Source organism: Alienimonas chondri (assembly GCF_013036045.1).
In the GTDB taxonomy this organism is placed as follows: Bacteria; Planctomycetota; Planctomycetia; order Planctomycetales; family Planctomycetaceae; genus Alienimonas; species Alienimonas chondri.
In genome coordinates, this window is sequence record NZ_WTPX01000153.1 from 1 (window position 1) to 10,969 (window position 10,969).

Below are 10,969 nucleotides of genomic sequence, written 5' to 3' on the forward strand. Positions count from 1 at the left end.
CCCCCGGCCCCTCTCCCCCAAAAGGGGGGCGAGGGGGGAGGCGGGCACGCACGCCGCTCGGCGCCGTAGAATCGCCGTCATGTCTGCGTTCGCCTTCGCCCTGCTGTTGATTGGCTCGCCCTTGGAAGAGGGGGCGCCGGAGCATCTGCTCGCCGTGGCGCCCGGGTTGTGGAGCGGGGCGGGGCCGCATGAGGACGCTCACTTCGCCGCGCTGGCCAAGCTGGGGGTGAAAACCGTGGTGAGCGTCGACGGCCCCGTGCCGAACGCCGACGCGGCCCGCCGGCACGGGCTGCGGACGGTGCATGTGCCGATCGGTTACGACGGCGTGCCCCCCGACGCCGCGGCGACGCTGGCGGCGGTGATGGAGCGGTTCGGGCCGACCGCCGAGGGCGAGCAGGCGGCGCCGGGCGGGGTGTTCGTGCACTGCCACCACGGCAAGCATCGCGGCCCGTCCGGGGTGGCGGTCTGCGGCCTCGCGGCCGGTTTGATCGACCGCGACGGCGCCCTCGCCGTGATGAAACAGGCCGGCACCGCCTCCCGCTATACCGGCCTGTGGGAGAGCGTTCGCCACTTCGATCCCGCCGCGCTGCCGCCGCACGCCGCCCCGCCCGACGAGTTCCCCGAAGCCGTCCCCCCGGAGGGCCTCACGGCGGCGATGGACAGTATCGACGCCCTGTTAGAAGAGCTGAACGCCGCCGCCGACGACGAAGAGCGAGCCGAGCAGACGACGACCTCCCTGGCGACGTTGTTGTCCGAGCAACTGCAGGAATCCGCCCGCCTGCCCGGCTTGACCGACGCCGTCCGCGCCGACCTCCGCCACGCCGCGACGCTGGCCGAACACGCCCACACCGCCGCCGGCCGGGCGGCCCTGACCCAAGACTGCGTCCGCTGCCACACGGTGCATCGGGATTGAACGCGGGGCATCGTGCTCCCCTCGCCCCTTTTTAGGGGAGAGGGGTCGGGGGTGAGGGGACATTCCACGCTCGATCATCCTTCACCCTTCCACCGCTCACCGGCTCACTCTGCTGTCGACTGCCTGCGAAGGTTCGCTCACCCTCACCCCCGGCCCCTCTCCCTGAGGGAGAGGGGAGCAAGCAGTGCGGCGGCATGCTCAACCTCGGCTTGCGCCTCGGGCTGCCGTCGGATCGAAGCCGCGTTTGACGAAGATGTAGTAGAGAACCGCCCCGCTGATCACCGTTGCCGCCAGCCCGGCGGGCGGGCCGAGGGGGTGGAACCAGGGCGGCGGGTTCAGCAGTTTCACCACGGCGAGCGTCACCGTGGCCAGCACGAACGTCGCCCCGCTGGCCAGCCGCCACCAGGCGATCGGCTCGCCGCGGGTCTTTAAAAGGAACAGGCACGAGACCGCCGCGGCGGCACTGAGCGAGAGCGTCAGGCCGAGATAATCCAACAGCCCGCGGATCGTCGTCCCGGCCACGCACAGCCCCGCGATCAACGCCGCCTGCAACAGCACCGCGGACGCGGGGGCGGCGCCGTCCGGGCGAAGTTGGAACAGCTTGGGCAGCGGGAACAACCCGTCCGCGGCCATCGTCGCGTACACCCGGGGGCCGGTTTGAATCAGCGCCGACAGGCTCGTCAGCAGACCGAGGCAGATCACCGCCCGCACGGCGAACTCGAGAGATCCCCCGCCTAGAAATCGAGCCGCGACCGCCGCCACGTCTCCGGCGCCGGCGACCCGTTCCGCCGGCGGGCCGAACACGAACACGGCGTTCAACATCAGATAGAGAACCGTCACCGCCGCGGTGGCCCAGAGCATCGCCCGCGGCACGCTGCGGCGGGGATCGCGGGCCTCGCCGGCGACGTAGACGGCGGCGTTGAAGCCGGAATAGCTCGTCGAGACCCACACCAATTGCCCCGCGATCGCCGCGATCAACGCCCAACCGACCGGGGCGCCCTCCGGCGGGATTGCGGGGAACGCCCGGCCTCCGGCGAAGTAGCCGCGGGCGAAGAGGTCCCCGGCGAACGCGCAGAACGCCAGGATGAGGGCCAGCTTCACCGCGACGACGACCGTTTGCGTCTCCGTCCCGCCGCGGGGGGCGAGGGCGTGCAGCGCCCCGCACAGCAGCGCCGCGACCGCCGCGACGACGCCGGGGGGGAACCACTCGGGCCGCCCCCGCCAGAGATATTCTTCAAACGTTAATCCGGCGAACGCCGCCGCCGCCGTAAAGCCGGCCAATAAGCTCACCCATCCGGCCAGGAACCCGGCCAGCGGATGCACGGTGCGGGCGAGGAACAGATATTCGCCCCCGCTGCCCCGCACGCGGTCGGCCAATCCGCCATACGCCGCGGCGCCGCATAGGGCGAGCGCTCCGCCGAGCGCCCAGACGACCATCACCCGCCCCGGCGTGCCGAGCGCGGCCAGCGTATAACCCGAGGTCGTCCAAACGCCCGCCCCGATCATCGACGCCGCCACCACCGCGGCCAGCGCCGGAGTGTGAAAGCCGGTCGGGGCGTCGGCCGCTGCGGGACCGGTCCGGGGGGATAAACCCCCCGGCTCGCTGGGAGCCGTCACTCCGCTGGAGCCGGCTTGCGGAAGACGATGAGGTAGTTTTCTTCCAGCCCCGGCACGTCGAGTTCCTCGATGAAATCAAACCCCGCGGCTTCGATCTCCGCCCGCACCGTCGCTTTGCCGGCCCGGACATGGCCGAGCACCCAGTCGGAACTCACGCCCGGCTCGCGTTCGAAGTCCAGCACCGCCAACCGTCCGCCCGGTTTGAGGGCGTCGTAAATGGAGGAGAGCGTGCGGCTGGGGAACTCGAAGTGGTGATAGACGTCGCAGTTGAAGACCACGTCGCAGGACTCCGCCGGCAGCATCACGGAGCGCTCCGAGCACAGCACCGGCGTGACCTGGCTCAACCCGTCCGCCGCCGCCCGGTCCCGCAAGCGAGCCACGAACGCCGGGGCGAGGTCCACGGCGAACACCCGTCCGTTCTCCCCGACGGCCTCGGCGAAGGGGTGCAGATGCGTCCCGGTGCCGGCGCCCACGTCGGCGACGGCCTGCCCCGGTTCGATCTTCAATGCGGCGACGACCGCCTCCCGGGTCGCGAAGGATTCGCGGCTTTCCCGTTCGAATCGCCCGGCCCATTCCTCCGCATCGAGATCCTCGGCGAGAAACTTCTCGTTAATCCCCGGCTTGACCGACTCGGTCGCGGGTTCGTTCCGCGGCGGTTCGTCCTGCCCCAACGCGGAGGAGCTGAGGGCGAACGGACAGAGGGCGAGGGCCAGCAGAACCGCGATGAAGCGGGGGGGGACGCGAACGGTCATTGCGGAGCGTGCGGCGGCGGGGGACGGACGGGCCGAAGTGTAAAGCGGCGCGGCGAATCCCGCGCGGCCGCAATCCCCTTCCCGGTTGGCCGGCGGAGACCTATCCTCCCCCTGCCGGCTCGCCTGGCGCGTCGCCCCGGCGCCGCGTCCTTCGCCGGCCGCCCGTTCGTTTCAACCGACCCGCCCGACCGCCCCCGTGTCGCACGCTCCGCTCGAATCCTCGACCGTGACCGGCACGACGACGAATGCTCCTGCGCCGCGGCCCACGCAGGCCGAAACGGAGGGCGAGTTCTGGAAGCTGATTTGCCGGCGCCGGGACGTGAATCTGACCGCGGTCGCATTGGAGATCGCCACGGATCATGACCCCGCCTGCGATCCCGAACGCACGCTGCGCTGGTTGAAGGACCGGGCCCGCGAGGCTCGCGGCCCGATCGCCGCCGCCGCCGACGGCCGCGCCGCTCTCACGGCGCTCGCCGACGTGCTGTGCGGCGACCACGAACTATGCGGCGGCGAAGCGGCGTTCGACTCCCCCGACGGCTCGCTGATTCACCGGGTCGTCGAAGCGGGCACCGGCCTGCCGATTCTATTGTCCCTTGTTTATATGGACGTCGCCCGGCGGGTGGGATTGGAACTGGTCGGCGTGAACGCCCCGCACCACTTCCTCACGCGGCTCGACACCGCCGCCGGCCCGCTGTTCTGCGATCCGTACCACGGCGGCCGGGTAATGGACGAGGAGGAGACGATCGAGTTCCTGATGGAACGCTGCGACCTGGCCCCCGCGGAGATCGCGGACAGCCTGCGTCCCGCCGCCCCGCGTGCGGTCGTCGTGCGGGTTTTGAATAACCTCAAAGCGATCCACGCCCGACAGGGCGACTGGCCCGCGGCGTGGACGGTACAAACGCGGCTCTCGGCGCTCTGCCCCGCCGATTATACGGAACGTCGCGACCTCGCCCTGATCGCCCTGCACGCCGGCCGCGCTGGTCAGGCCGTCGACCTGCTGACCGCATTGATCTCGGACGCCCCGCTCTCTGAGAAGCCGGTGTTGAAACGGCATCTGAATCGAGCGGCGGCCCAAGTCAGCAAGTGGAACTGACGACGGCGGACGGCGTCTTCGCCGGTGGACGACGACGGGTATGATTCGGCGGTCTTCCGATGCGAGGATGGGCTCCCGCCCGGTTCCGCGTCTCCCGTCGCACAGATCATCGCCCTGCTGCAATTATGACCGCCCTGCGTGATGAACTAGAAACGCCGGCGGAACTGCGTCGGTTGGGCAGCGGGTGGTTGGCCGGGGTGATCGGGTTGGCGTTGTCGTTGTTGGGGCTGGGGGCGGTGTTGTGTTTGAAATATCCGTGGCTGCTGACGATGGAGGACGCCCGGGCGCATTACCCGGTGCATTTGATTCGCTATGCGACGCTCGCCGTGCTGGCGGGCGGGTTTGCGCTGGGGCTGCTGAGTCTGGCGTTGCGGGGCTGGAAGGCGTTGGGCGTGGTCGCGGTGACGGCGGCGCTCGCCGCGACGCTGCTGGGCGGGGCCGCGGCCGATCACGCCGATGCGCCGGCCGGTTGGCGCTGGTCCGTCGGGCTGGACTGGTTCCTGTTGAACCTGACGTTCACGGGGCTGTTGTTTATTCCGCTCGAACGCCTGTTCGGCCGGCGGAAAGACCCGCTGCCGACCTTCCGGGCGGAGTGGCGCGAGGATCTGTTCTATCTGCTCGTCAGCAGTTTACTGGTGCAGGCGCTGGCGTTCCTGAGCCTGTCGCCGGTGTTCTGGGTGCGGGATCACACCGGCTGGACGGCGTTTCGCTCTTGGGTCGCCGCTCAACCGGCGGTTCTGCAATTCCTGGAGATCATGTTCTTCACGGACCTGGTTCAATATTGGGTGCATCGGGCCTTTCATAAGTTCCCCCGGCTGTGGCGATTCCACGCGGTGCACCACAGCGCGGAGACGCTCGACTGGCTGGCCGGAAGCCGGATGCACCTGTGCGAGGTGGTGGCGCTGCGGGGGTTGACCGTCGTGCCGATGTATTTATTGGGCTTCGGCGAGGGGCCGCTGTACGCCTATCTGTTCTTCGTGTACCTCTCCAGCACGCTGATTCACAGCAATCTGCGGGCGGACCGGGCGTGGCTGCGCACGCCGTTCATGTTGAAGTTCTGGGCCGTCTGGGAGCGCATCCTCGTCACGCCCCGCTTCCATCATTGGCACCACGGCCGGGAGCGGGCGGCGATCGATAAGAACTTCGCGGTGCACTTCCCCGTGCTGGACCGCCTGTTCGGCACGCATCACCTACCCGCCGAGGCGTGGCCGAAATCAACCGGCGTGGGCGGGTCGGACCAACCCCCGAAGACGTTTACGGGGCAGTTCGCGTACCCGTTCCGTCGGGCGCGAAAAGCGTAGTGCGATATGCTGTATGAACGATCGACGCAATCAAGTCATCGGCCAAAAACCGAGTACCTCCACCAACACCGGCACCATCCCTAAGCCGAGAACTGCAGCCGTCATCGAACCGGCAATACAGATCACCGGGTGAAGTTGTGCAGGTTCGCCAGCAGCTCGCTTCTGCAAACAGCTTACGAAGAAGTGAATCGGCACGACTGAGCAAACAAAGATAAGATAGACGCCGCAGTACCACGTCAGAATGCGATCGCTCCGAGGCGGAAGACGCTTATCCACCCCTCCTAATGCTGGGAAAAGCGCTGGTTCCTCCGCAATGAGAAGACCTAGCGCCAAGAGCGACAGAAACATATTCGCGAGAAAGACTCCTCGCGTTGCAGGGCGATGCATCGAAACAATGCACGCCACAAGAACGGGCGCCACAAAAACCAGTAAAGCTCCCGCGTCAAGTCCTCGCAAAGTGACGAGCTGCGGAAAGATCGCTAGAACTGCGACGGCCGTCCAGAGGTGATTTAGCATCGATCTCCGTTCGCGCTCAGAATTTCACACGAATAAACCGGACGTCTGCTCGGTTCCCCATCATCAAGACGATTTACGGGACAGTTCGCGTACCCGTTCCGCTGGTCGCGACCGGCGGCGACGCAGGCGAAGCCTGGGGCATGAGGTTCGCCGCGGCCTCGAGGGCCGCGGCGTTCGCTTCGTTTCTCAGACGCACCCGTTCCAGGGCGAGGTGCCGGATCGTCAGGTCCGTCAGGATCTTCAACGAGACCGCCCCCGCGACGAGGAGGGCGACGACGGTGGGGGCGTCCATGCCCGGTCTCTATCAATAGGAGTGAAAGCGGACCGCATCCGACCGTAGCGGAGGCTTCCAGCCTCCGTCGTTCCGTTGACAGCCGGCGGCTGGAAGCCGCCGCTACGGCGCTGTTCCGTTCGTCTTAGTTAGAGACGCGTTCGATATACGAACCGCTCTCCGTGTCGATCTTGATGACGTTGCCCTGCTCGATAAACGCCGGCACCTGGACCTCGGCGCCGGTCTCCACGGTGGCGGCCTTGGTGACGTTGGAGGTCGTGTTCCCGCGGGCGGCGGGTTCGGTGTAGGTGACTTCGAGCTGCACCTGCGGCGGCGGGGTCATGTCGATCGGCTGTTCGTTCCAGAACAGCAGGTCGACGGTGTCGCCTTCCTTCAGGAACCGCATGCGATCCTCGACGCTGTCCACCGGCAGCGGGTGCTGCTCGTAGGTACCCGCGTCCATGAAGACGTAGCTGGAGCCGTCGCGGAAGCTGTATTGGGCCGCTCCCTTGCGGACGTCCGCCCCCTCCAACGAATCGCCGGAGCGATATTTGTTGGTGATGATCGTGCCCTTGAGCAGGTTCCGCAGCTTGGTCGTATAAATCGCCTGCCCCTTGCCGGGCTTGACGAAGTTGACCTCGATAATTTCGTACGGCTCGCCGTTGTACTCCAGCTTCAAGCCCTTCTTCCAGTCGCCGACGTTGATGGAGGCCATGACTCGGGGGCGCTTCGAACGCTGGGGTGCTATGGGGGACGCGCGGCTTGACGGCTGCGCGGGGGTGTGGTGCGGTGGGAAACCGTGAGTCGAACCGTAGCAGACGCCCCGCCGCCCGAAAACCCGCCCGCGGGAGCGGCGATGCCGTCTTCGTTGCGGACCGCACGAGCAACGGGGAACGCACAGACCCAGATGGCCAACGCACCCCGCTCGCCGCGAGCGAACGAGGCCAAGCCGAGCTACATGCGGTCGCTGGCCGATTCGATCCGCACCGCGGACGGCCTCATCGACGCTCTCGGCCTGCCGGAGCGGCTGCGCGAACCGGCTCGGGCCGCGGAGAAGCTGTTCCCGGTGTTCGCCCCCCGCAGCTTCCTCGCCCGGATGCGGCCCGGCGACGAACATGATCCCCTGCTCCGTCAGGTGCTGCCGCTGGGGGGGGAGGGCGCCCCGCCGCCGCCCGCCCCGTGCCGGGCCTGCTGCACAAGTATCGCGGCCGGGCGTTGCTGATTCTCGCCGGCGCCTGCGCGGTGCACTGCCGCTACTGCTTCCGCCGCCACTACCCCTACGGCGACGATCCGCGACGGTTGGAGGACTGGGAGCCGGCGTTTGCGTATCTGGAGAACGACTCGTCGATTCGGGAGGTGCTCCTCAGCGGCGGCGATCCGCTGATGCTCACCGACGACCGCCTGCGGCAGATCGTGGAGCGGCTCGAACGCATCCCCCATCTCACGCGACTGCGGATTCACACCCGCCAACCGATCGTCCTGCCGGATCGGGTGACGGATGGGTTGCTGGCCCTTCTCAAATCAACCCGGCTCACGCCGTGGGTCGTGGTGCATGCGAACCACGCGAACGAACTGACCGGCGACTGCGCCGAGGCGCTACGAGCGCTGGTTCAAAGCGGCGTGCCGGTGTTGAACCAAGCCGTGCTGTTGAAGGGCGTGAACGACGATGCGGAGGCGTTGTGCGACCTCGGCGAGCGGCTGGCGGACCTCGGCGTGCAGAACTATTACCTGCATCAATTGGACCGCGTCGCCGGCGCCCAGCACTTCGAAGTCAGTGATGAGCGGGCCGCGGCGTTGATGACCGCCATGCACGCCCGCCTGCCCGGCTACGCCGTCCCCCGGTTGGTGCGGGAGGAAGCCGGGGCGCCCGGCAAGACGCCGCTCTAAACCTCCCCCCGCACCCGCCCCACGCAGGCGGCGATGCGGGCGGCGGCTTCGTCGATCTCCTCCGGCGTCTCTTCCCCCAGCAGGCTGAACCGCAGCGAGCTGTGCAACAACTCCGGCGTCAGTCCCATCGCCTTGAGAACCGGGCTGGGTTCGCTGCTGCCGCTGGCGCAGGCGCTGCCCAAGCTCGCCCCCACCCCGGCCAGATCCAGCGCCACGAGGAGCGCTTCGCCGTCGCAGCCGGGGAAGGCGACGCTGGCGGTGTTCGGCAGTCGCGGCGCCCCGGCCGCGTTGACGACGGCCCCGCAATCCCGCTTCAGCGCTGCTTCCAACCGATCCCGCAGCCCGGCGGTGCGTTCGGTCCATTCCGAAAGCTCTTTGAGCCGCAATTCGAGCGCCAGCGCCATCCCCGAGGCCAACGCGACGGACTCCGTACCCGGTCGACGGCCGCCTTCCTGATGCCCCCCGTGCAGGCTGGGGGCGAGCTTCGCCCCGGAACGCACCAGCAGCGCCCCGATCCCCCGCGGCCCGCGGAACTTGTGCGCCCCGATGCTCGCCGCCGTCGCCCCCAACGCGTGGAAGTTCCAAGGCAGCTTGCCGACGGCCTGCACGGCGTCGAGATGGCTGGGTACGCCGAGCGCATTGCAGCGGGCGAGAATCGGGGCGACGTCGAGGATCGCCCCCGTTTCGTTGTGGGCATGCAATAGCGAAACGAACCGCAACCCCGGCGGGGGATCGGCCAGCGGATCGCCCTTCAACAAACCGTGCTCATCGAGCGGCCAGTGACGCACCCGCCACCGCCCCGCCGCGGCGCCGGCGTCCAGCGGCGCCGCGACCGCCGGGTGCTCCCCGGGGGTGAGGAGCACGGTCGTCGGCCCGCTGTTCGCACCTTCATTTCCGAGGCGCGGCCCGCGGATCAACCCGGCGATCGCGAGGTTCGCCGCTTCGGTCCCGCCGCTGGTGAAGACGATTTCGTCCGGTTCGGCGCCCAGTCCGTCGGCCAGCGATTCGCGGGCCTCCTCCAGCGCCCGCCGCGCCCGCCGCCCCGCGGCATGCCGACTGCCGGGGTTGCCGGGCGTGTCGCGCAGATGTTTCGCCACGCACTCCACCACCGCCCCATACGGCGGCGTCGTCGCGTTGCGATCGAGATCGAGGAAGGACACGGACGAACGCGCGGGGACTCGGTGCGGATGAGGGGGATGCTAGCCCGTGGGGCGGCGCCGTTGGACAAACTCGAACGACGCGGGGCGCTTTGAACGGGGCGTTCTGAACTGGGGCAGACGGGAACCGGCATGGGGGATCCCACGGCGGACACCCTTTCGACGGGTCGGTAAACTGCCGGCGAACTCATCGTTCCCCCTTTCGAATCTGCTCGCATGTCCCGCCTCGCCGACGGCGTTCGTCACTTTCGCTCCGCCGAGTACCCCAAACGCAGCGATCTGTTTCAGTCGCTCGCCGGGGGACAATCGCCGAACGCCCTGTTCATCTGCTGCTCGGACAGCCGGGTGAACCCCACGCTGCTGACCAACTCCGACCCCGGCGATCTGTTCGTGGTGGAGAACGCCGGGAACATCGTGCCCGCACCCGGCTCCCCCGGCGGCGGCGGGTCCCAGGGCACCGGCGGCGAAGCGGCGACCTTGGAATACGCCGTCCGGGCGTTGAAGGTGCCGGAGATCATCGTGTGCGGTCACGCCAAATGCGGAGCGATGGGCGGGCTGATGGCGCCGGACAGCCTCGGATCGCTGCCGCTGGTCGCTGACTGGCTGAAGCACAGCGCCTCCGTCCGCGAAACGGTGAACGCCGAGCATCCGAACGCCTCCCAGGAGGAAAAGGTCGACGCCGCCATCAAAGCGAACGTCCGGCTGCAACTGGAGAACCTCAAAACGTACGACTGCGTGCGGGAAGCGATGGACGCCGGCACCCTGACGCTCAGCGGGTGGGTCTACGACTTCGTCAGCGGCGAGGTGATCCGTTGGGACGACGACCAGCAGAACTGGGTCGAGGTCGCGTGAGCGACGATCCCGGGCACGCTCCCCCCGCTTCGCCGTCGCCGCCAGGCGGCGTGCGTCGTTCGGGGGGCGCTGCGAGCACGTGGCGATTCGCGCTGCTGGCGCACGATTGCCCCACGCCGGGGTTCCCGAATCCGCACTTCGATCTGCTGATTGAAGACCCCGCGCTCCTCCCGACACAGGGACCGGGCGAACGTCGCTGCCGCACCTGGCGCCTGCACGCGGACCCGCGCGCGGGTTCTCCGGTGCGTTGCGAACCGATCGCCCCGCACCGGGCCTTTTATCTGGATTACGAAGGCCCCGTCAGCGGCGCCCGCGGCACGGTCACCCGGTTGGACGGCGGGACGGTTGTGTGGGAATCGGGCGTTTTCCCCGGCGAGGGACCGGCGGTGATCGTCTTGAACGGGGAACGCCTCGTCGGCCGCTGGCGGGCGGACGAACGCTGTTTCTCCCCTCTCCCTTGAGCCCCTCTCCCTTGAGAGAAAGGGGCCGGGGGTGAGGGTGGGCGAGCCTTCGCACACAGGCGTTCGCGGAATGACGTCCGAGAAACGAGACAGAGCGGCGGGGCGATGAAGGGTCACCGAACGACGCTCGCCCCCTCACCCCCAGCCCC

At 68.5% G+C, this 10,969-nt stretch carries 13 protein-coding genes; 7 read left to right on the forward strand and 6 right to left on the reverse strand.

Translation table 11 applies throughout. The features are described 5' to 3' along the window. Positions 1-79 precede the first annotated feature (79 nt). A complete protein-coding gene (locus tag LzC2_RS17605; RefSeq protein WP_171189333.1) occupies positions 80-913 on the forward strand; it encodes a protein-tyrosine phosphatase family protein in 834 nt (277 codons plus the stop codon). Between the two features lie 198 nt (positions 914-1,111). Here LzC2_RS17605 and LzC2_RS17610 read toward each other — a convergent pair whose 3' ends face one another. Together LzC2_RS17610 and LzC2_RS17615 are read right to left on the reverse strand one after the other, a co-directional pair. After that, on the reverse strand, positions 1,112-2,530 hold the full coding sequence (locus tag LzC2_RS17610) for an APC family permease (protein ID WP_171189334.1): 1,419 nt from the start codon (positions 2,528-2,530) through the stop codon (positions 1,112-1,114). Further along, positions 2,527-3,282 (reverse strand): class I SAM-dependent methyltransferase, encoded by a 756-nt coding sequence (locus LzC2_RS17615; protein WP_171189336.1) that lies wholly within the window; start codon positions 3,280-3,282, stop codon positions 2,527-2,529. The genes LzC2_RS17610 and LzC2_RS17615 overlap by 4 nt, the downstream gene beginning before the upstream one ends. Before the next feature lie 196 nt (positions 3,283-3,478). On the opposite strand from LzC2_RS17615, the gene LzC2_RS17620 reads away from it, so the two are divergent. Further along, positions 3,479-4,375: a SirB1 family protein gene (locus tag LzC2_RS17620; RefSeq protein WP_171189337.1), complete on the forward strand. Its 897-nt coding sequence runs from the start codon at positions 3,479-3,481 to the stop codon at positions 4,373-4,375. Between the two features lie 125 nt (positions 4,376-4,500). Then, positions 4,501-5,676 carry a sterol desaturase family protein gene (locus LzC2_RS17625; RefSeq protein WP_171189338.1) on the forward strand — a complete coding sequence of 392 codons (1,176 nt, stop codon included), beginning with the start codon at positions 4,501-4,503 and terminating at the stop codon, positions 5,674-5,676. Between the two features lie 30 nt (positions 5,677-5,706). On the opposite strand, the gene LzC2_RS17630 is transcribed toward LzC2_RS17625, so the two are convergent. The 3 genes from LzC2_RS17630 to efp form a co-directional block, all read right to left on the reverse strand. Then, complete coding sequence (locus LzC2_RS17630; RefSeq protein ID WP_206678777.1) at positions 5,707-6,192, reverse strand: hypothetical protein; 486 nt, start codon at positions 6,190-6,192, stop codon at positions 5,707-5,709. Between the two features lie 73 nt (positions 6,193-6,265). Beyond that, positions 6,266-6,484, reverse strand: coding sequence for a hypothetical protein (locus LzC2_RS17635; RefSeq protein ID WP_171189340.1), 219 nt, complete (start codon positions 6,482-6,484; stop codon positions 6,266-6,268). A 124-nt stretch (positions 6,485-6,608) separates the two neighbouring features. Continuing rightward, positions 6,609-7,178, reverse strand: coding sequence for an elongation factor P (efp, locus tag LzC2_RS17640; protein ID WP_171189342.1), 570 nt, complete (start codon positions 7,176-7,178; stop codon positions 6,609-6,611). Between the two features lie 192 nt (positions 7,179-7,370). Here efp and LzC2_RS22390 point away from each other — a divergent pair, with 192 nt between their 5' ends. Then, complete coding sequence (locus LzC2_RS22390; RefSeq protein ID WP_246255109.1) at positions 7,371-7,685, forward strand: hypothetical protein; 315 nt, start codon at positions 7,371-7,373, stop codon at positions 7,683-7,685. Then, positions 7,643-8,350 (forward strand): KamA family radical SAM protein, encoded by a 708-nt coding sequence (locus LzC2_RS17645; protein WP_315854726.1) that lies wholly within the window; start codon positions 7,643-7,645, stop codon positions 8,348-8,350. Before LzC2_RS22390 ends, LzC2_RS17645 begins: the two co-directional genes overlap by 43 nt. Here LzC2_RS17645 and LzC2_RS17650 read toward each other — a convergent pair. Continuing rightward, a complete protein-coding gene (locus LzC2_RS17650) occupies positions 8,347-9,510 on the reverse strand; it encodes a cysteine desulfurase family protein (protein WP_171189343.1) in 1,164 nt (387 codons plus the stop codon). The two genes, LzC2_RS17645 and LzC2_RS17650, sit on opposite strands and share 4 nt — an antisense overlap. Before the next feature lie 213 nt (positions 9,511-9,723). Between LzC2_RS17650 and LzC2_RS17655 the strand changes: the two genes are divergently transcribed. Together LzC2_RS17655 and LzC2_RS17660 are read left to right on the forward strand one after the other, a co-directional pair. Further along, entirely contained in the window at positions 9,724-10,359 is a 636-nt protein-coding gene (locus LzC2_RS17655; RefSeq protein ID WP_171189344.1) for a carbonic anhydrase, read from the forward strand. Next, positions 10,356-10,820 carry a hypothetical protein gene (locus LzC2_RS17660; RefSeq protein WP_171189345.1) on the forward strand — a complete coding sequence of 155 codons (465 nt, stop codon included), beginning with the start codon at positions 10,356-10,358 and terminating at the stop codon, positions 10,818-10,820. The genes LzC2_RS17655 and LzC2_RS17660 overlap by 4 nt, the downstream gene beginning before the upstream one ends. Positions 10,821-10,969: the final 149 nt, after the last annotated feature.

Excerpts from the sequence above, each read along its gene's own strand:
- LzC2_RS17655 (WP_171189344.1), top strand. The coding sequence starts at position 9,724 with ATGTCCCGCCTCGCCGACGGCGTTCGTCACTTTCGCTCCGCCGAGTAC.
- efp (WP_171189342.1), bottom strand. The coding sequence starts at position 7,178 with ATGGCCTCCATCAACGTCGGCGACTGGAAGAAGGGCTTGAAGCTGGAG.
- LzC2_RS17605 (WP_171189333.1), top strand. The coding sequence starts at position 80 with ATGTCTGCGTTCGCCTTCGCCCTGCTGTTGATTGGCTCGCCCTTGGAA.
- LzC2_RS17635 (WP_171189340.1), bottom strand. The coding sequence starts at position 6,484 with ATGGACGCCCCCACCGTCGTCGCCCTCCTCGTCGCGGGGGCGGTCTCG.
- LzC2_RS22390 (WP_246255109.1), top strand. The coding sequence starts at position 7,371 with ATGGCCAACGCACCCCGCTCGCCGCGAGCGAACGAGGCCAAGCCGAGC.
- LzC2_RS17630 (WP_206678777.1), bottom strand. The coding sequence starts at position 6,192 with ATGCTAAATCACCTCTGGACGGCCGTCGCAGTTCTAGCGATCTTTCCG.
- LzC2_RS17625 (WP_171189338.1), top strand. The coding sequence starts at position 4,501 with ATGACCGCCCTGCGTGATGAACTAGAAACGCCGGCGGAACTGCGTCGG.
- LzC2_RS17615 (WP_171189336.1), bottom strand. The coding sequence starts at position 3,282 with ATGACCGTTCGCGTCCCCCCCCGCTTCATCGCGGTTCTGCTGGCCCTC.